Below are 19,259 nucleotides of genomic sequence, written 5' to 3'. Positions count from 1 at the left end.
CTGAATCGGCAATTCTAAGGAAGCATGCCGTCATGCTCGCCCTTGTGGCGAGCATCCACGTCTTGAACACTGCATGGCATCGATGAAGACGTGGATGGTCGGGACAAGCCCGACCATGAAGGCCGAGTGCTGCTTCTACCGCCAGCGGCCGAAGGCGTCGGCGAGCGTCTGGCTGCCGGAGACGCCCTTCTCAAAGGTGATGATGCCGCGGCGGCCGGAGGCGAAGCGCACAGGCACGTCGATCCAGCTGCGACTCAGGATCAGGTCGGTATTGCGCTCGACCTCGACCGGCACGTTCGACAGCGCCGCCACGAAGAGATTGTCACCCAGCGCCGAGTTGATCGCCGAGAGCGGCGCGCCGCGCTCGCCTTCCTCGCTCTTGAACTGGGGAACGCCGACTTCCTTGACGGTCTGGGTCGCCGGATCGCCGGTGCTGGTGAAGCGCAGGCCGATGATATGCGAGGCCGGGAAAGCCGAATCAGTATTGCGGCGGATGGTGAAGTCGAGACTCAGGCCGACATCGGGAATCTCGACGGTCGCACGGACGATAGTCTCGATCGGCCGGCCCTGGCCGGCGCTCTCGCTGTCGAGGCGCCAGAACACGCGGCCGCTCGTGGTCTGCGGCTGCTGCGGGGTCTCAGGCACTTCGACGAAGAGGACGGCGCGCTGTGCGACCGCGACCTCACCGCCGGGCTGCGGCACGGGGATGCCGGGCGCGTTGTTCGGCTGGCTGCCGGCCGGGCGGTTCTGCGGCGGGGCGCCGGGCTCGCCGACGCGCTCGGCGATCTTGCCGCCATTGTCGGACTGGGGGGCTTGCGCCGGCTGCGATGCCGTTTCGCTGTTCGGGCGCGGCGTGTCCTGAGGCCGGAGCTTGTGGACATAGATGGCCGTGGCGGCGATGGCGGCGACCGCAACCGCCACGACGCCGCCGACGACGGCGGAGCGGATATGGCCGGGCTTCACCCGTCGTTCGCGCGGCGGCAGCACCCGCGGCCGGGCGGCCTGCGGCTCGGCCGGCTCGGGCAGGGGCTCGCCGTCGTCCTCACCCGCGGCGGCGGGGAGCGGCGCGAATTCCGGCGCCTTCTTCGGCGTCGGCGGGCGGATCGGCAGCGTTGGATTCTCGACGGTACGGATCACCGGGCCGCCCGCTGCCGGCGGCGGCGCGGGAGCCTCGTCGTAATCCGCCTCAATCCGGGCGACGGCCTCGTCGAGCGACAGGCGCTCGCGCATGATCTCGGCTTCGCTCAAGGGCGGGTCGAGGCCACGCAGCTGCGAGACCAGGGCGGCCCGCGCCCGGTCGTAGATGGCGCGCCGGGCCTCCGGGGAGGTTTCGGACAGCCCGGCAACCGCACGTGCCAGGATCGGATAGAAGTCGGCCATTGGCCTCACTTGTCGCTGTTGTTGCGCCGCGTCAACCCTCGAAGGGATTATGGACGAGGATCGTATCGTCGCGCTCGGGGCTGGTGGAGAGCACCGCGACGGTGGCGCCGATCAGCTCCTCGATGCGGCGAACGTACTTGATCGCCTGTGCCGGCAGGTCGGCCCAGGAGCGGGCATTGGCGGTGGAGCCTTCCCAGCCCTCGATGGTCTCGTAGATCGGTTCGACGCGGGCCTGGTCGTTCTGGCCGGCCGGCAGATGCTCGAGAACCTGGCCGTCGAGCCTGTAGCCGACGCAGACCTTGATCTCCTTGAAGCCGTCGAGGATGTCCAGCTTGGTCAGCGCGATGCCGTCGATGCCGGAGGTCTTGACCGTCTGGCGCACGAGGCAGGCGTCGAACCAGCCGCAGCGGCGCTTACGGCCGGTGACGACGCCGAATTCCTTGCCCTTGGTGCCGATCAATTCGCCGATCTCGTCGAAGAGCTCGGTCGGGAAGGGGCCTTCGCCGACGCGCGTGGTGTAGGCCTTGGCGATGCCCAGCACATAGCCGACCGCGGAGGGGCCCATGCCGGAGCCGGTCGCGGCCTGGCCGGCGACGATGTTGGATGAGGTGACGAAGGGATAGGTGCCGTGGTCGACATCGAGCAGCGCGCCCTGCGCACCCTCGAACAGGATGCGCTTGCCGGCGCGGCGCTCGGCATCGAGCAGCGCCCAGACCGAGGTCGCATAGGGCAGCACGTCCGGGGCGATCGCCTTGAGCTGGCCGAGCAGTTCCGCCGCATCGACCTCGCCGATGCCGAGACCCCGGCGCAGGGCGTTGTGATGGGCGAGCAGGCGCTCGATCTTGGCTTCGAGCAGCGCCTCGTCCTTGAGGTCGATGACGCGGATGGCGCGGCGGCCGACCTTGTCCTCATAGGCCGGGCCGATGCCGCGCTTGGTCGTGCCGATCTTCATGCCGGCATTCGAGGTCTCGCGGAAATGGTCGAGCTCGCGGTGCAGCGGCAGGATCAGCGTCGCATTGTCGGCGATGCGCAGGTTGTCGGGGGTGATCGCGACGCCTTGCGCGCGCAGCTTGGCGATCTCCTCGACGAGATGCCAGGGATCGACGACGACGCCGTTGCCGATGACCGAGAGCTTGCCGGTGCGGACGATGCCGGAGGGCAGCAGCGAGAGCTTGTAGACGACGCCATCGATGACCAGGGTGTGGCCGGCATTATGGCCGCCCTGGAACCTGACGACGACATCGGCCTGGCTGGAAAGCCAGTCGACGATCTTGCCCTTGCCCTCGTCGCCCCACTGGGCGCCGACCACCACAACATTCGCCATGAGCGAGGTGTCCCTGCTGTTACCGCGTTGCCTTCTGCAAGCGGCCCGCGCAAATGCAAAACCCCGGCGCAAGGCCGGGGTTTCGGGGCAGGTCCTTGCAAGCCCTCATGGGCCAACACGGTCCGCAGGTCAAGTTTTTCGGCAGGCCGGGCCGTGATCCGAGGGGATAAACTGCCTGAGCATGGCGGGTCTGCAGCATCTGCGCAGTGATGCTGCCACAATCGGGCGTAAGGGCTATGGGCCAGCGGGCGGCGATGGAGGGGCCATGCCGCCGCAGGCCGCAAGAAGAGGGGATTTCACCGACCATGACGAAGCTCGATGCCTGGCTCGGCCAGCACCATGCCGCCTTCACCGCGATCCGCCGCGACATCCACGCTCATCCCGAACTCGGCCTCGAAGAGGTCCGCACGGCCAAGCTCGTCGCCGACAAGCTGCGTGAATGGGGCGTCGAGGTCACCGAGAATGTCGGCAAGACCGGCGTCGTCGGCGTGATCCGCGGCAACAAGCCGGGCCGTGCGGTCGGCCTGCGCGCCGACATGGATTGCCTGGCGCTCGATGAGACGACGAACNTAAGACCGGCGTCGTCGGCGTGATCCGCGGCAACAAGCCGGGCCGTGCGGTCGGCCTGCGCGCCGACATGGATTGCCTGGCGCTCGATGAGACGACGAACCTGCCCTATTCCTCGAAGAACCCGGGCCGAATGCATGCCTGCGGCCATGACGGGCACACCACGATGCTGCTCGCGGCCGGGCGCTACCTTGCCGAGAACCGGGATTTCGAGGGCACCGTCAACCTGATCTTCCAGCCGGCCGAGGAAGGCCGCGGCGGCGCCAACGCGATGCTCGCCGACAAGCTGTTCGAGCGCTTCCCCTGCGACGCGATCTACGGCCTGCACAACACGCCTGGCATGGCGCCCGGCACCTTCGGCACCACGGTCGGCCCGTTCCTGGCGGCGGCTGACTCGTGGAAGGTCACCTTCCACGGCGTCGGCGGCCATGGCGGCTCGCAGCCGCATCGCTCGACCGATATCACCTATGCCCAGGCGCATTTCGTGCTCGGCCTGCAAGGCATCATCGGCCGCAACGTCGCCCCGCTCGACACGGCGGTGATCAGCGTCGGCTATATCCATGGCGGCGACGTCAACGCCTCGAACGTCATCCCCTCCGAGCTCGTCATCGGGGGCACGGCGCGGACCTATTCCATGGAAGTGCGCGATCTCGTCGAGCGTCGCATCGGCGAGCTCGCAGCGGCGACGGCGCAGGCCTGGGGTTGCAAGGCCGAAGCCTATTACCATCGCGGCACCAGCCCGCTGGTGAACGAGGCCGAGCAGGTGCGCGTCGGCGTTGCCGCGGCGTCGGCGGCTGTCGGTGCCGAGAAGGTCAACGGCCAGCTGCGGCCGGGCACGGGCGGCGAGGATTTCGCCGAGATGATGCTGGTGCGTCCGGGCGCGTTCATGCGCATCGGCAACGGCGTCAACCCGGACGGCTCCTTCGTCGGCCTGCATACGCCGCTCTACGACTTCAACGACGCGATCATCCCGGACGGCGTGCGCTACTGGGTCGGCGTCGTCGACCAGGAACTCGGACAGGGCCTGCGCGCCGTCGCGGCGGAGTAGCGCCCGGTCTTTCCACGCCTCCGGTCGCTCCGAGCGACCGGAGGCGTGGACGATCCCCGGCCATTCGACACGGGGGCCGATCCAGGCTTCGCTCTATTCGGATGGCCCGCACTGTTTCGGCCGGGGCGGCTGGCCGAGCGTTCGACGTATTTCGAAAAATTCTGCGCTATGCAGCGGGTCGGGACATCCTCTGAGCTCACGTTCCCGATGCTGCAGGAGAGGGAAAGCACCGATCATGACCAAGCTCGACGCCTGGCTCGGCCAGCATCACGCTGCGTTCACCGCGATCCGCCGCGACATCCATGCCCATCCCGAACTCGGCCTCGAAGAAGTCCGCACGGCCAAGCTCGTCGCCGACAAGCTGCGTGAATGGGGCGTCGAGGTTACCGAGAATGTCGGTAAGACCGGCGTCGTCGGCGTGATCCGCGGCAACAAGCCGGGCCGTGCGGTCGGCCTGCGCGCCGACATGGATTGCCTGGCGCTCGATGAGACGACGAANAAGACCGGCGTCGTCGGCGTGATCCGCGGCAACAAGCCGGGCCGTGCGGTCGGCCTGCGCGCCGACATGGATTGCCTGGCGCTCGATGAGACGACGAACCTGCCCTATTCCTCGAAGAACCCGGGCCGGATGCATGCCTGCGGCCATGACGGGCACACCACGATGTTGCTCGCGGCGGCGCGCTACCTCGCCGAGAACCGCGACTTCGCCGGCACCGTCAACCTTATCTTCCAGCCGGCCGAGGAAGGTCGTGGTGGCGCCAACGCGATGCTCGCCGACAAGCTGTTCGAGCGCTTCCCCTGCGACGCGATCTATGGGCTGCACAACGTGCCCGGCATGGCGCCCGGCAACTTCGGCACCGCGGTCGGCCCGTTCTTGGCGGCGGCTGATAGCTGGAAGGTCACCTTCCGTGGCGTCGGCGGCCATGGCGGCTCGCAACCGCATCTTTCCACCGACATCACCTATGCGCAGGCGCATTTCGTGCTCGGCCTGCAAGGCATTGTCGGCCGTAACGTCCCCCCGCTCGACACGGCGGTGATCAGCGTCGGCTACATCCATGGCGGCGACGTCAACGCCTCGAACGTGATTCCGTCCGAGCTTGTCATCGGCGGCACGGCCCGCACCTACTCGCTTGAGGTGCGCGACATCGTCGAGCGCCGCATCGCCGAGCTCGCGGCGGCCACCGCCCAAGCCTGGGGCTGCAAGGCGGAAGCCTTCTACCGTCGTGGCACCAGCCCGCTGATCAACGCGGCCGAGCAGGTCGCGGTCGGCGTCGCTGCGGCGAGCGCGGCGGCTGGCGCCGAGCGTGTCGAGGACAAGCTTCCGCCGAGCACGGGCGGCGAGGACTTCGCCGAGATGATGCTGGAGCGACCCGGCGCCTTCATGTTCATCGGCAACGGCGTCGATCCGGATGGCAGCTCTGCCGGCCTGCATACGCCGCTCTACGACTTCAACGACGAAATCATCCCGGACGGCGTGCGCTACTGGGTCGGCGTCGTCGATCAGGAACTCGGGCAGGCCAAGGCCGCCTGATCACGATCATCGTGGCCGGCCCTCAGGGGCCGGCTGCAATCATGCAGGGCAGCCCGTCATCCCCGGTGGTTGTATAGCCGGCGCAAGAGCGCTACGCGGCGGGCTTCGCAGCGGAGGCGCGCCATGAAGACCCTGTCCATCTCGACCCTGACGATCTGCGGCATCGAGGAACTGCCCGGCAACAGCGCCCGCGAGGTGACGCATGTGCTCTCGGTGATCGATCCCGACCGGGCCGAGATCGATGCCTTCGGAACCTATGGCGAGCATCATCGCGTCACGCTGCGCTTCCACGACATCATCGATCCGCTCCCCGGCCAGATCATGCCGACGCCGGAGCATGTCGGCGAGATCCTGAATTTCGGCGAGGGCCTGCGCGGGACCGCGTCCGGCCGCGTCAAGGGCCATCTGCTGGTGCATTGCCATATGGGCATCTCGCGCTCGACCGCGGCGATGATGACGCTGATGGCGCAGGCCGATGCGGCCGAGGACGAGGATGCGTTGTTCGCCCGCCTGCGCGAGATCCGGCCGCAGGCCTGGCCGAACTCGGTGATGATCGGCTTCGCCGACGAGCAGCTCGGCCGCGGCGGCCGGCTGACGCAGGCGCTGCGGCGGCACTACGCCCACCAGCTCGAGATGCAGCCGAAATACCGGACCTGGATGAACGATCTCGGCCGCAAGCGCGAGATCGAGATGGGGCTCACGCTCTGAGCGAAGGCTGCCGGCTCACTTCCCCGGCAGCGGCTGCTCTTCGTAGGAGAGTTCGCGGTCGCCGGGCCATTTGATGCGGTACGCGAGCTTGATCTCCTTCTCGGCGCCAGGGGCGAGATCGAAGGTCCAGGCGGCGACGCCGCGGCGGTCGCCGACCTGCTTCTCGGTCGGCGGGGTGGTCTGGGCGGCGATGGTTTCGACCGTGATTCCGCTGCTCTCCGAGAAGGGGATGCGCTCCAGCACGGTGACCTTGACCGGCTTCGCATGCAGGCTCTTCACCACCGTGCGGAATTCGCGCAGGTCGGTGCGGGTCTGGCCGAGCCAGCTCGGATCGTTCTCGCGGCGCTTTACCGGCGCGAACGAGACCTTGATGCGGTCGTCGGCGCCGAAGCCGAGCTCGACCTTGTCGCCGGGTGCGACCAGATTGAACTGGCCCATGCCGACATAGGTGCCGTCGCGATGCAGCGCGACGCGGCCGGCGAGAAGCGGCGCCTCCTCGTCATGGACGAAGCCGGCTTCGAGATAGGCCTTCTGCTCGAGCTCCGGCACGGTGCGGGCGGCGAGCGTCGCCTCTGTCTTGCGCTGGGTCAGCGTCACCGTCTTGGAGCTGCCGTCCTGCGGAATCGAGGCGCGGCCGGGCACCTGGAAATTCGCCTGATAGGCACCGGCCTCGATGGTGGCGACCTGGATTTCGGCAGGCTTGGCCGTGACGGCGCGCTGTGATTGCTTGGCCAACGCGTCCGCCATGGCCTCGGCTTCCGCCTTGGCACGGCCGGCCGTCGGAGCAGGCGCGGCGCTGACGCGCGGGCGGCTTTCATAGACCACCGGCGGCTCGAAGAAGGCCACCTGCATCGGCGTCAGTTCCGGCGCGCGGGTGCCCCCCGTCGCGCGCGTGGTCGAGAGCGAAAGCGCGACATCGTCCCAGGCCTCGCCGCTGCGCTGGCGAATCTCGGCGCGGCGCGTCAGGGCGATTTCCGGCTTCTCGCCGGTCGTCGTCAGTCGCGCCTCGTAGGTCGGCGTCCAGTTCGCGCCGGTAACGCGATAAGTGACGGTGAACTCGGCCGCGACCGGCTGCGGCGCCTCGACGGCGATGGCGATGTCGCGCTTCGGCGCACCGGGGCGGCCGGCCGGCGGGCGGGCGCGCTCCAGTGCGGCAATCTCGGCCTCGACATCGGAGAGGCGGTTGCGGGTGCCGCGCAATTCGTCCTGGACCTTGACCAGTGCGGTGCCGATCGCCTCGAACACCGCCGGCCAGTCGCCGACGGGCAGGGCCTTGCCGTCGGGGCCGAGCTTGTCGGGGCCGACCTGCGCGAAGCGCTCGATCGTGGCGCGCTTCGCTTCGATCGCGCCGATCTGGCCGGAGAGCTTCTCCTTCTCGTCGCGCAGCGTCTTGAGCTTCTCTTCCATCACCGTGTCGAGCACGGGCTTGGCATCGCCCGGCGTAATGCGGACATCGACCGCGCCGACCGAGAAGGCCCCGTCACCCAGTCCTTGCGCCAAGCCCTTGCCCTCCACGCGAATGGAGGCGGGGTCGATCGTCGCCGGCAGGCCGCGCAGCACGATCTGCGAGACGCCCTGCAGCAGGTCGGCCTTGCCGAGCCGAGTCACCACCGCCCCGTCCGGAAAGACCGTGACGCGGTCGATCCGGCTCGACAATTCGGTCTCGGCTGCGACGGCGAGGCCGGGTGCGAGAAACAAGGCTGCGGCAATATGGCTTCGCATCGAAATCATCCCCTCCAGGTCGCAATCACGTCGCCGTGATTGGCGCTGCCGAATTCGGCGTGCCCAAGGCGGAATTGGGCCGGAATGCGGATAGGCGGGGGATGCGCCGGAAGCGTCCTGCATTTGCAGGAGCGATCCGGCAACTCAATGGCCCGGATGCAGCGCATCGTTCAGATAGATGCAGGCGAGCACGGTGAAGACATAGGCCTGCAGCACCGCGACCATGAATTCGAACGCCGTGAGCGCGACCGTCATCAGCAGCGGCAGCGGCGCCAGCAACGAGGTGCTGACGCCAGCCGCGAGCAGCGCCGCGACGAAGCTGCCGAAGACCTTAAGTGCGATATGGCCGCCGAGCAGGTTGGCGAAGAGGCGCAGGCTCAGCGAGATCGGCCGCGACAGGAAGGAGACGACCTCGATCAGCGTGATGAAGGGGAGGAGCCATTTCGGCACGTCGGAGGGCACGAAGAGCCTGAGGAAGCCGAAGCCATGGCGCAGCACGCCGTAACCGACGACGGTCGCCATCACCAGCATGGCGAGCGCGAAGGTCACGACGATATGGCTGGTGACGGTGAAGGCGCCTGGGATCATGCCGAACAGGTTGAGCACCAGCACGAACATGAAGAGCGAGAAGATCAGCGGCAGGAAGCGCATGCCCTCGCGCCCGGTCGCGTCGGTCAGCGTCTTCGCGACGAATTCGTAGAGCATCTCCGCCAGCGCCTGGGCGCGGCCGGGGACGATGGCGCGCGAGCGCGTCGCCAGAATCAGCCCGCCGGCGATCGCGGCGGTGGCGAGAACCATCATCAGGGACGCGTTGGTGAAGCCGAGATCGAGCCCGCCGACTCGCAACGGCACGAGGGTCTTGACGATGAACTGGTCACTGGGATTGGCCACGGCGAGGGGCCTCCGCTCACGGGGTTGCGCGACGCCGCGGAGCATTCCGCGTCGTGGGGCCGTCCCCTGTGAGTTCACGAAGGCCGCGGGTCGTCCCGAGGCGCGGCCTGCCTAGAAGGCGCCGGCCGTTTTGGCAAGAGCGGCTGTCAGCTCGCCGAGAGCTTCATCATGACGAGGCCCGAGACGATCAGCAGGGCGGCGGCGATGCGCATCGGCGTCAGCGCCTCGCCGAGCACGGTCACGCCGACGACGAAGGCGCCGACCGCGCCGATGCCGGTCCAGATCGTATAGGCCGTGCCGAGCGGCAGCGAGCGCATCGCCAGCGAGAGCAGGGCGAAGCTGCCGATCATCGTGACGATGGTGATCACGGTGGGCATCGGGCGCGTGAAGCCGTCCGACTGCTTCATGGTGAAAGCCCAGACGATCTCGAGTACGCCTGCAGAAAGAAGATAGAGCCACGCCATAGCGGGTCCCCCATGGTTTGCCGGGTCGTCCCGGCACATGTCCCAGGTTGGGGGAGGTCGTGGCCTCGCGGGTGCTGATCTAGCGATCGCCCAGCGTCATGGCAAGGTCACGGCTCAGGCGCGTCCGCGCGCGCTGGCGTGCGGCTTGACCCGATGTTCCATGAAGTTGCGGAGCTCGGTGACGCGGCGCCCGGCATCGAGCACCTCGCGGTCGAGGCCATGCGCCCAGGCGACATCCTGCCGGTCCGGATCGGCGTCGAGCGTGCGCAGATCGTCGAGCCAGGCCTTTGCCGAAGCTTCGTCGTTGCGGAAGCCTTCCTCGATCAGCAGCGGCACCATGCGGCCGAGGATCGCGGCCATCTGCTTGAGCGAGAATTCGGGATGGTACTGCACGCCCCAGAAGGTGCCGCCATTGTGTTTGATCTCGGCGGCCTGGACCTGGCTGTAGGCGTTGGAGGCGAGGATCGTCGTGCCATGCGCGGGCAGCGCGACGGTGTCGAGATGGATCGCCGGGGCATCGAAGGCGGCCGGGCGGCTGGCGAGCAGCCTGTGGCCGCGGCCTGCCTCGGTCGGCGTGATCCGGCGGGCGAAGCCGGTCTCCCGGCCCTTGGGATTGGCGGTGACGGTGCCGCCGGCTGCGACGGAACCGACCTGCACGCCCCAGCAGGAGCCGAAGCAGGGTGTGCCGCTGGCATAGATCGCCCGCATCAGTTCGACCTGCCGGGTCACGGGCGGGGTGATGTCGTAGATGTGCAGGGCGGAACCGGTCAGGAAGATGCCGTCATAGGATTCGAGCCCGGCACTGTCCGGCAGGTTGGCCCCCTCGTCGGCCGGCAGGCAGATATCGGAGACGATGCCCGGCGCGATTGCCGCGATCTCGGCCGCATAGGCCTCGCCATAGGCCATGCCGTAAGCCTTGCGCAGCCCTTCGCGTGTCTCGTGCATGTTGCCGTCGACGAAGAGCAGGCGGAGCGGGCGGGCGCTAGTTTCGATCATCGGGATATTCCGCAGGGATGCGCAGGGCGACGGGCAGGTGTGCGCCCGATCTCATATGAGCGGGGTACACGCAAGGGTATTGCATGAGCCCTTTCTCGCAACAGGGCCGAAACGTGCACCCCACCCAGACCTGGCTGCAACGCGCCTGGGGCAATGCTTACCTGCTGATGGTGCTGACCACGTTGATGTGGGCCGGCAATGCCGTGGCGAGCCGGCTCGCCGTCGGCAACATCTCGCCGATGATGCTGACCTCGCTGCGCTGGGTGGCGGTCTGCGCGATCATGCCCTGGCTGCTGCGCGACCAGTTACGGACGCATTGGCCGGCGCTGCGGGCGCATTGGCGGCTGATCGCCTTGCTCGGTGCGCTCGGTTTCACCACCTTCAACACGCTGATGTATCTCGCAGCCTATTCGACCAGCGCGATCAATATCGGCATCCTGCAAGGCTCGATCCCGGTCTTCGTGCTGATGGGCGCCTTCCTGGTGTTCCGCACCCGGATCACCCTGATGCAGGGGATCGGCGTCGCGGTCACGCTGCTCGGCGTCGTGGTCACCGCGAGCCGCGGCGACATCCATACCCTGACGGCCTTTCGTTTCGTGCCGGGCGACGTGCTGATGATCATCGCCTGCGTGCTCTATGCCGGCTTCACCGTCGGCGTCCGCAAGCGGCCGCCGGTGCCGGGCCTCGTCTTCTTCATAGCGATGGCGAGCTTCGCCTGCGTCGCGTCGCTGCCGCTGCTCGCGACCGAGATCGCGCTGGGACGTTCCTATATCCCGACGACGCAGGGCTGGCTGATCCTCGCCTTCACGGTGATCTTCCCCTCGATGGTCTCGCAGCTTTCCTTCATGCGGGCGATCGAACTGATCGGGCCCGGCCGGGCCGGCGTCTTCGTCAATCTCGTGCCGGTCTTCGCGCCGATCCTGGCCGTGCTGATCATCGGCGAGCCCTTCGGGCTCTATCACGCGCTGGCGCTGGTGCTGGTGCTCGGCGGCATCTTCATCGCCGAGCGGCTGGGGCGGTAGGGCGGTAGCCAACACGGTCGTCATGGTCGGGCTTGTCCCGACCATCCACGTCTTTGCTGGCCGAAGGATGTGGTCAAGACGTGGATGCCCGCCACGAGGGCGAGCATGACGTGGGTCCCTCGGCGTCCGTCAGCGCAGCGCTGAAACCGCGAGCCGCGCGACATCCGCCAGAGCCGCCTCCCGCTCCTTGGCATCGGCGCGGGAACCCGCGAGATAGGTCACGATGACGAAGCGCCGGCCGTCCGGCAGCGTCGCGATGCCGATATCGTTGGTGGCGTGGTTGATTCCATCCGTCGTCAGCCCGGCGCCGGTGCGGTGGGCGAGCCGTGAGCCCGCTGGCAGTCCCGCCTTGATGCGATCGGCGCCAACCTTGGTCTCGGTGATGATCTGCGTCAGCAAGGCGGCATGCGCGGGGTCGCGCAGCCAATTGCCCTTGGCGAAGGCCTCCAGGAACTGCGCGCTCGCCTCGGGCGTCGAAGCGTCGCGCTTGTCCTTGAGCGCGTTCGACAGGGCGGCGATGCGCAGGCGCGGCCGCATCGCCTTGAGCTCGGCCCGGAACGCCTTCTCGTCGACGACCTGATCCCAGCCGAAGCCCTTGAGCCCGTAGATCTCCGGCTGGAACTGGCGCTCGTAGCGATCGACCGACATGCCCTGGATGCCGCCGTCGCGCAGCATCTTCGTCACCACCTGCGGGCCGCCGATCTCGCGCATCAGCAGGTCGGCGGCGGTGTTGTCGCTCTCGCCGGCCGCGAGCCGGATCAGCTCGCGCAGCGGATAGTCGTTGCGCTCGCCCTTGAAGGCCTTGGCCAGCGGGCTGTGGAACAGCGAGAAATCCTTGCGGGTGACCGTGATCGGCTGGTCGAGCCTGAACTTGCCGGCCTCCACCTGCTGCAGCACGGCGACCGCCAATGGCAGCTTGAAGACGCTCTGCATCGGAAAAGTCTCGGAGCCGCGATGCGACCAGAGCTTGCGGTCGCGCAGGTCCATCAAGGCGACGCCGAGCCGGCCCTCGGCCTGCTGCTCGATGCCCTCGATCGCCTTGTCGAGCTTGTCGCGGTCCCAGTCGGCGAGGGCCGGGACGGCCGTCAGGCAGGCGAGGGCTGTGGCGGCGAGGCGAAGGCGGGCAGACATGAAAATCCCCTGTGGCGCGCACCACAGGGGACGAGAATTGCGGCGGCGCTGGGGCGCGGGACCGGCGGATCAGAACTTGAGGCGCCGGGCCCGCTTGACCATCGGGATCGCGTGGATCTTGTCGAGCAGTTCATCCGAGATCGGCTCGTCGACCGCGACATAGCAGATCGCGTCGCCGCCGGGCTTGTCGCGGCCGAGCGCGAAGGTCGCGACATTGACGCCGGCGCCGCCGAGCAGCGAGCCGAACTGGCCGATGAAGCCCGGCTTGTCGGCGTTGCGGACGTAGAGCATGTGCGGCGCGAATTCGGCATCGATGGCGATGTCGCGGACCTCGACGATGCGCGGCTTGCCGTCATGGAAGACCGTGCCCGAGGCATGGCGCGGCATGTCCTCGGCCTCGACGACGATGCGGATGACGCTTTCGAGATTGCCGGCGACCTCGCGGGTCAGTTCCTCGACGACGATGCCCTTCTCCTTCGCCACCATGGCCGAGTTGACCATGTTGATCTCGGGCAGGAAGGGCCTGAGCACGCCGGTGATCGCGGCAGCCGAGATCGCCTTGAGGTTGAGGCTCGCGACCGCGCCCTCGTACTCGATGCGGATGCCCTTGACCGGCGCTTCCGTCAGCTGGCCGAGGAAGGAGCCGAGCTTTTCGGCGAGATCGACGAAAGGCTTCACGCGCGGCGCTTCTTCCGCCGTGATCGAGGGGAAGTTGACGGCGTTGGTGATCGCGCCCTTGAGCAGGTAGTCACTCATCTGCTCGGCGACCTGCAGCGCGACATTCTCCTGTGCCTCGTTGGTGGAGGCGCCGAGATGCGGCGTGCAGACGACGTTGTCGAGGCCGAAGAGCGGGTTCTGCTCGGCCGGCTCCTGCGAGAACACGTCGAAGGCGGCACCGGCGACATGGCCGGACTTGATGAGGTCGGCCAGCGCCTGCTCGTCGACGAGGCCACCGCGGGCGCAGTTGATGATGCGCACGCCCTTCCTGGTCTTGGCCAGGTTCTCGGCCGAGAGAATGTTCTTCGTCTTCTCGGTCATCGGGACGTGCAGCGTGATGAAGTCGGCGCGCTTCAGCAGGTCTTCGAGCTCGACCTTCTCGACGCCGAGCGCGACCGCGCGTTCCGGCGAGAGATAGGGGTCATAGGCGATGACGCGCATCTTCAGGCCGATGGCGCGCTCGGCGACGATCGAGCCGATATTGCCGGCGCCGATCAGGCCGAGCGTCTTGGCCGTGATCTCGACGCCCATGAAGCGGTTCTTCTCCCACTTCCCGGCCTGGGTCGAGGTATCGGCCGAGGGGATCTGGCGGGCGAGCGCGAACATCATGGCGATGGCGTGCTCGGCAGTGGTGATCGAGTTGCCGAAGGGCGTGTTCATCACGATCACGCCGCGCGCGGTCGCGGCAGGGATCTCGACATTGTCGACGCCGATGCCGGCGCGGCCGATGACCTTGAGGTTCGTCGCCTGCTCCAGCAGCTTGGCGGTCGCCTTGGTGGCCGAGCGGATGGCGAGGCCGTCATAATCGCCGATGACGCTGGCCAGCTTGTCCTTGTCCTTGCCGAGGTTGGGATCGAAGGTCACGTCGATGCCGCGATCCCTAAAGATCTGGACGGCGGCGGGGGAGAGGGCGTCGGAAATCAGGACCTTGGGTGCGGGCATGGGAGGCTCCGGCTGGCGCCGCGCTACACAGGGAGCGGTCTGGCGCGTGACATCAATGAATTGGAAATGCGCGGGTCATCCCGGGCGACCGGAGGGAGACCCGGGATCCATGCCGGAACGGTTCAGGCATGGATCCCGGATCTGCGCCACTTGCGTGGCTTGTCCGGGATGACGGCGCGTGGGTGTAAAGCGCTTACGCCGCCTTCTTGCCGAGCCCCGCCTTCGCCTCGGCGAAGGCATAGGCGATCCAGGGCAGCAGCGCCTTGACATCGCGCGACTGGACGGTCGCGCCGCACCAGATGCGCAGGCCGGGAGGAGCGTCGCGGTAATGGCCGAGGTCGTAGCCGGCGCCGGCCTTCTCGATGATCGAGACGACCTGCTTGGCGAAGGCTGCCTGCGCGTCCGCCGGCAGGGCGGTCACGGCCGGATCGGTAAACTTCAGGCACACGCTCGTGTTGGAGCGCGTCTTCGGCTTCACCGCGAGGAAGTCGATCCAGTCGTTCTCGCGCACGAACTTGGCGATGACGCGGGCATTGCCGTCGGCGCGCTTCACCAGGCCGTCGAGCCCGCCGACCTTCCGGGCCCATTCCAGCGCGTCGATATAGTCCTCGACCGCGAGCATGGAGGGGGTGTTGATGGTCTCGCCGGTGAAGATGCCCTCGATCAGCTTGCCGCCCGAGGTCATGCGGAAGATCTTCGGCAGCGGCCAGGCCGGCTTGTAGGTTTCGAGCCGGGCGACGGCGCGCGGCGAAAGCACGATCATGCCATGCGCGGCCTCGCCGCCGAGCACCTTCTGCCAGGAGAAGGTGACGACATCGAGCTTCGGCCAGTCGAGGCGCTGGGCGAAGGCGGCGGAGGTGGCGTCGCAGATCGTCAGCCCCTCGCGATCATCGGCGATCCAGCTCGCATCGACGACGCGCACGCCGGAGGTGGTGCCGTTCCAGGTGAAGACGACGTCGCGGTTCTTGGTGTCGACCTTCTTGAGGTTCGGCAATTCGCCATAGGGGGCGTCGAAAGTGCGGACATCGGCGAGCTTGAGCTGCTTGACGACATCGGTGACCCAGCCGGCGCCAAAACTTTCCCAGCTGACCATGTCGACGCCGCGGGCGCCGAGCAAGGACCAGAGCGCCATCTCGACGGCACCGGTATCGGAGGCCGGCACGATGCCGATGCGGTAATCGGCGGGGACCTGCAGCACCTCGCGCGTCAGGTCGATCGCAGCTTTCAGCTTGTCCTTGCCGATCTTGGCGCGATGCGAGCGGCCGAGCGGGGCGTCGGAGAGGTTCTTGAGGGCCCAGCCGGGGCGCTTGGCGCAGGGGCCGGACGAGAAATTAGGCACGCGCGGGCGCGTGTTCGGAACGGTATTCGCCATCGATGTCTCCATCCTTACAGATGGGCGCGCCCCGTTGGGGGGGCGTGTCCCGTCGATGGGGGTAGGATGGGAGGGCGGGGGGAGTCAAGCGGGAGAAGCGGTCACGCTACGCGAGCCCCTACTGATGGATTACAAGAGTGCTTCGCCGGACACTGGCCTATCATGCGGTTAATGACAGATCGCTGCAGCAGCGAAATCCTGACCTCGTTCGACATTTACCTGATTTAAGTGCCTTGCCGTATCGTATGGTCAGCGTCGGCATGTGGGGGATCGCATGGCTTTGCCGCCGTTTGATTTACGAGGGTTGTTGCCGCCGTTCAAAGGTGGGGATCCAGTGACCGCGGATCGGTCGCCCTATTTTTGCGACATGTCGGAGCTATGCGCTACGCTAGGAACAAGCGACCATCGGAAGCAGCTACTTCGTAACCTGATCGCTTACAGAGCGCTGCTTGCGACTGACGATTATGCAGACGGGCTCCAGTTCGTCGATGGCAGTTTTGTTGAGAACATCGAGCAGATCGAATCGAGAAACCCGACTGATATCGATGTTTTTAGCATCCTGTCGCCGCCGGCGAAATACGTTGGGAATCTAGCTGCGTGGAATGCTGCCGGCGTTACGTTCTGGCAGACAGAAATTATTGATCAGGCAAAGAACAAGGCTCGTTTCTCACTCGATTGCTATGCGATGATGTTCGACGCTAGTCGACCTGCGGCTCTGCTGAAGCAACTTCTGTATTGGTACAGCTTGTTCTCGCACCGTCGTGCAAACCACGACTGGAAGGGTTTCGTGGCAGTCCCCTTGGACGCTGCTGGAGATCAGGCAGCACTTGCGACGATTGGAGGCCCATGATGGCTACGCTCCATTCGCTGAAAGTTCTCGAAGCCGATAGATATTACGTCGAGCGGCAGCTAGCAGACGCTCAGCAGGACCCTTGGGGAACTGCGCTGATGATGTGGCAGAATCGCCTTGCTGAAATCACACGGCAGATAGACGAGCTAGCAGCATCGAGCTCTAGCTATGCGTCTGTTGCACTGATTTTCGAAGGCAATCCGGTGATCAGCTCGACGGACATCCGCGTCGACTTCACCACAGATGCGCTCACCACTTTCCAGAAATTGGTCGCCGCGCGCCTTGCCGAGCAAGAACGCCAAGCTGCAGGAGATCACGCCGCGCTGCCACGTCGCGGGCGCCTCCCGGGGCGTCGTAGCAGCAGTCTTTACATCCGCGATATCGTGCGCGGGTCCATGGGTTTTGTCCTGGAAGAGCGTGCAGAACAGGCCGAGCTGCTTCCTACCAAACTTAAGGAGGCTGTTGAAAGTACAACTGCTCTCCTTGGGCGCTTGAATAGTGCTGAAGAGGATGAATTTCAGCGTATTGTCTTGGAAGCTGAACCTCGTGTCGTTCAAGCGATCCAAAAATTCACGAAGGTGCTGTTTGAGGCTGGGGCGAGCACGCGGATTGCCGGCGACCAGAACGAATTGACTATGGGTATCGCGGATGTCGATAGGCTCTCCAAACGGCTTAACGAGGTCGAGGTCTCAGAAGACGTTGAAACCGTCGATGGCGTGCTTCAGGGGCTGCTGCCAGAAAAGCTCGAGTTCGAGTTTAAAATTGCTGGCGAAGATGGGCCGACGATCCGCGGGGACGTTGCTGAAGATCTTGCCACCAAATATACGCTTGATCCGGCATTCGTTGAACGACTGCTTCACAAGCCGGGCCGTGCCAGGGTCAAGGTCGTGCGCACCAGCAAGAACGGTGTGCTGACCAAAGAACAGCGCATAATGGAAACGTTGGAGCCCATTTCAAGCACGTTGACTGCTTACTGATTGGCCTGCCTGACGCGTTCACGGAATCCGATGCGCTGCTCCCTGAACAGCTCGCCCGCGAATTCGAGCGCCGTGGCGCTATGGGCGGGCAAAAGGCAGAGAGGCGTTCCGGCACAATAGGCTCGCCAATACCGTGCTGAGGCCTGTGGACGCGCGGGCCGCTGCCGTCGCCAAACTTATCCCCGCCCTCCCACACCGCACCTATCCTCACCCCACCTCGTCCCCGAGGGGCAGCCATCCGGAGGTATGCCGTTGGCGGGGCGGGGGCGGCGCCTGCGGGTGGGGTTACGACCCACTCCCGGGAGGCTTCGGGGCACCGCCCTGGGGGTACTACGGCCCCTGTGCGAGGAGCTCGCTGGAAGGCATGGCGGCACCGCATCTGCGGGGCCAGGACGCGACAAGGCCGGCATCGGACCGAAAACGGCTTGGCCCTTTTCGGGATCATCCGCTGCACGAGACAAAGGAGATCGCGCAAGCGTCTCTGCCGGATAGCGTCGAGGCCCTCAGGTCAGCGAAACGCCCTGCCGTATAAGCGCGGCCCGGAGACTTAAGAACGCCGTCGAGCGGAGCGCCACGGGGCGTGCGGATGGTGGCTCAATCCATCCGCGCCGCATCCTGGCTCAATGGAAGCGGCTTAGATAACCTGCGCCTCGCGGCGCTCCGCTGCCCCTCATCGATCAACGAACGCGGCAACGCGGGCGGCGAAGATGCATGCACGGAAACCGGCCGTCATGCTCGGGCTTGTCCCGAGCATCCACGTCTTGAACACGACCTGCATCGGCGAAGACATGGATGGTCGCCACAAGGGCGACCATGACCGGGAGCGTAACGTTTCCGCTCAATCCCCCGTCATCGTCATTTCGGCGTCGATCGCCTTCATCTTCGGATTGGCGGCGCAGAAGGCCCTGATCTTGTTCGCGACGGGGGCTGAGTATTCGCTCTTGCGGTGGGCGCCGGATTTCAGCCAGTCGGCACAGCTCTGCTCCCGGTCGGTGATCCGAGCGGCGGCGGGCGTGGCGAGGAAAAGGCCGGCGAGAGCGGCGAGTAAGGCGAGGCGGGGCATGGTCTGGTCCTGAACGGGCGGCCGCATCACAGGCTTCGCCTCGGGCGCCGCTCCTGCCTTGCGTCGCGCCTGCTTGCAAATGCGATTGTCGCAGGCCCGATGCGCGGGCAGGGCAGTGCGGTCGAAGAGGGCAGGCAGGGCTGCGCATTTCGTGATAGGCAGCGGCTCGATCCACGAGAGCTTTGCAGGCGAACACCGTTCGCCTGCAAAGCTCTCATTTTCTGATTTGACGCAATTCCGGACGCAAAACCGCTTCGCACTTTTGCTGGAATTGCTTTGAGGTGAAGAGACCATGGCCAAGAAGACCCCCGAACAGCTCGCCCAGGAATTCGAGGGCCGCAAGGCCAAGGGGCTGGCCAAGGGCGGGGCGGCGTACTGGCCCAATATCATCGCCAATGCCGTGCTGAAGCTGACCCAGCAGCGGGCCGAGATCACGCCGGAGACGCTGATCGAGATGATCGAGCGCGAGGCGCCGACGCTGGAGGTCACGGTCCGGTCTGGCGCGGCAGAGGCTGTCGCGCGGCTGAAGCAGGCCGTCGCCAAGGGTTCGTGAG

17 protein-coding genes and 1 pseudogene are annotated in these 19,259 nt (G+C 66.4%); 8 read left to right on the top strand and 10 right to left on the bottom strand.

From position 1 onward, the window contains the following. Positions 1-135: 135 nt before the first annotated feature. Both ASE61_RS20520 and ASE61_RS20515 read right to left on the bottom strand, forming a co-directional pair. Entirely contained in the window at positions 136-1,380 is a 1,245-nt protein-coding gene (locus ASE61_RS20520; protein ID WP_061970038.1) for a hypothetical protein, read from the bottom strand. A 31-nt stretch (positions 1,381-1,411) separates the two neighbouring features. Continuing rightward, positions 1,412-2,704, bottom strand: a complete 1,293-nt coding sequence (locus tag ASE61_RS20515; protein WP_061970036.1) for an adenylosuccinate synthase — start codon at positions 2,702-2,704, stop codon at positions 1,412-1,414. Positions 2,705-3,009: 305 nt separating this feature from the next. Between ASE61_RS20515 and ASE61_RS27605 the strand changes: the two are divergent. The 4 genes and pseudogenes from ASE61_RS27605 to ASE61_RS20500 form a co-directional block, all read left to right on the top strand. Continuing rightward, positions 3,010-3,273: pseudogene (locus ASE61_RS27605) on the top strand (hypothetical protein); the annotation flags it as partial. Positions 3,274-3,293: 20 nt separating this feature from the next. After that, a complete protein-coding gene (locus ASE61_RS20510) occupies positions 3,294-4,319 on the top strand; it encodes an amidohydrolase (protein ID WP_082617583.1) in 1,026 nt (341 codons plus the stop codon). A gap of 499 nt (positions 4,320-4,818) precedes the next feature. After that, positions 4,819-5,850, top strand: a 1,032-nt coding sequence (locus tag ASE61_RS20505) for an amidohydrolase (RefSeq protein WP_244492935.1), incomplete at its 5' end; no start/stop codon positions are given. A 123-nt stretch (positions 5,851-5,973) separates the two neighbouring features. After that, on the top strand, positions 5,974-6,558 hold the full coding sequence (locus ASE61_RS20500; RefSeq protein ID WP_061970033.1) for a tyrosine phosphatase family protein: 585 nt from the start codon (positions 5,974-5,976) through the stop codon (positions 6,556-6,558). A 15-nt stretch (positions 6,559-6,573) separates the two neighbouring features. Here ASE61_RS20500 and ASE61_RS20495 read toward each other — a convergent pair whose 3' ends face one another. From ASE61_RS20495 to ASE61_RS20480, 4 genes are all read right to left on the bottom strand, one after another. Beyond that, the gene (locus ASE61_RS20495; protein WP_162260129.1) at positions 6,574-8,280 is read right to left on the bottom strand and encodes a mucoidy inhibitor MuiA family protein; all 1,707 of its coding nucleotides are present in this window, start codon (positions 8,278-8,280) and stop codon (positions 6,574-6,576) included. A 144-nt stretch (positions 8,281-8,424) separates the two neighbouring features. Next, entirely contained in the window at positions 8,425-9,216 is a 792-nt protein-coding gene (locus tag ASE61_RS20490; RefSeq protein WP_082617581.1) for a F0F1 ATP synthase subunit A, read from the bottom strand. Between the two features lie 101 nt (positions 9,217-9,317). Next, positions 9,318-9,635 (bottom strand): DMT family transporter, encoded by a 318-nt coding sequence (locus tag ASE61_RS20485; RefSeq protein WP_061970028.1) that lies wholly within the window; start codon positions 9,633-9,635, stop codon positions 9,318-9,320. Positions 9,636-9,749: 114 nt separating this feature from the next. Next, on the bottom strand, positions 9,750-10,631 hold the full coding sequence (locus ASE61_RS20480) for a type 1 glutamine amidotransferase (protein ID WP_244492934.1): 882 nt from the start codon (positions 10,629-10,631) through the stop codon (positions 9,750-9,752). An 83-nt stretch (positions 10,632-10,714) separates the two neighbouring features. Here ASE61_RS20480 and ASE61_RS20475 point away from each other — a divergent pair, with 83 nt between their 5' ends. Continuing rightward, positions 10,715-11,653, top strand: coding sequence for a DMT family transporter (locus tag ASE61_RS20475; RefSeq protein WP_082617580.1), 939 nt, complete (start codon positions 10,715-10,717; stop codon positions 11,651-11,653). Positions 11,654-11,782: 129 nt separating this feature from the next. Here the strand turns inward: ASE61_RS20475 and bla are convergent, their stop codons facing one another. The 3 genes from bla to ASE61_RS20460 form a co-directional block, all read right to left on the bottom strand. Then, positions 11,783-12,784 carry a class A beta-lactamase gene (gene bla, locus ASE61_RS20470; RefSeq protein ID WP_061970025.1) on the bottom strand — a complete coding sequence of 334 codons (1,002 nt, stop codon included), beginning with the start codon at positions 12,782-12,784 and terminating at the stop codon, positions 11,783-11,785. Between the two features lie 69 nt (positions 12,785-12,853). Next, entirely contained in the window at positions 12,854-14,443 is a 1,590-nt protein-coding gene (gene serA / locus ASE61_RS20465; protein WP_061970024.1) for a phosphoglycerate dehydrogenase, read from the bottom strand. A gap of 193 nt (positions 14,444-14,636) precedes the next feature. Continuing rightward, on the bottom strand, positions 14,637-15,815 hold the full coding sequence (locus ASE61_RS20460) for a phosphoserine transaminase (RefSeq protein ID WP_061970022.1): 1,179 nt from the start codon (positions 15,813-15,815) through the stop codon (positions 14,637-14,639). Between the two features lie 274 nt (positions 15,816-16,089). Between ASE61_RS20460 and ASE61_RS20455 the strand changes: the two genes are divergently transcribed. Both ASE61_RS20455 and ASE61_RS20450 read left to right on the top strand, forming a co-directional pair. After that, a complete protein-coding gene (locus ASE61_RS20455) occupies positions 16,090-16,665 on the top strand; it encodes a DUF6932 family protein (RefSeq protein WP_244492933.1) in 576 nt (191 codons plus the stop codon). Next, entirely contained in the window at positions 16,665-17,642 is a 978-nt protein-coding gene (locus ASE61_RS20450; protein ID WP_061970308.1) for a hypothetical protein, read from the top strand. The genes ASE61_RS20455 and ASE61_RS20450 overlap by 1 nt, the downstream gene beginning before the upstream one ends. 838 nt (positions 17,643-18,480) lie before the next feature. Here ASE61_RS20450 and ASE61_RS26645 read toward each other — a convergent pair. Beyond that, the gene (locus ASE61_RS26645) at positions 18,481-19,005 is read right to left on the bottom strand and encodes a hypothetical protein (protein WP_156407173.1); all 525 of its coding nucleotides are present in this window, start codon (positions 19,003-19,005) and stop codon (positions 18,481-18,483) included. Here ASE61_RS26645 and ASE61_RS20440 point away from each other — a divergent pair. Next, complete coding sequence (locus ASE61_RS20440; protein WP_061970017.1) at positions 18,998-19,258, top strand: hypothetical protein; 261 nt, start codon at positions 18,998-19,000, stop codon at positions 19,256-19,258. The two genes, ASE61_RS26645 and ASE61_RS20440, sit on opposite strands and share 8 nt — an antisense overlap. The last annotated feature ends 1 nt before the right edge of the window (position 19,259 follow it).

It is taken from the genome of Allobosea sp. Root670 (assembly GCF_001429415.1).
Classification (GTDB): domain Bacteria; phylum Pseudomonadota; class Alphaproteobacteria; order Rhizobiales; family Beijerinckiaceae; genus Allobosea; species Allobosea robiniae.
The sequence above is the reverse complement of the archived record's forward strand: the minus strand, read 5'-3'. Positions and strand labels throughout refer to the sequence as shown.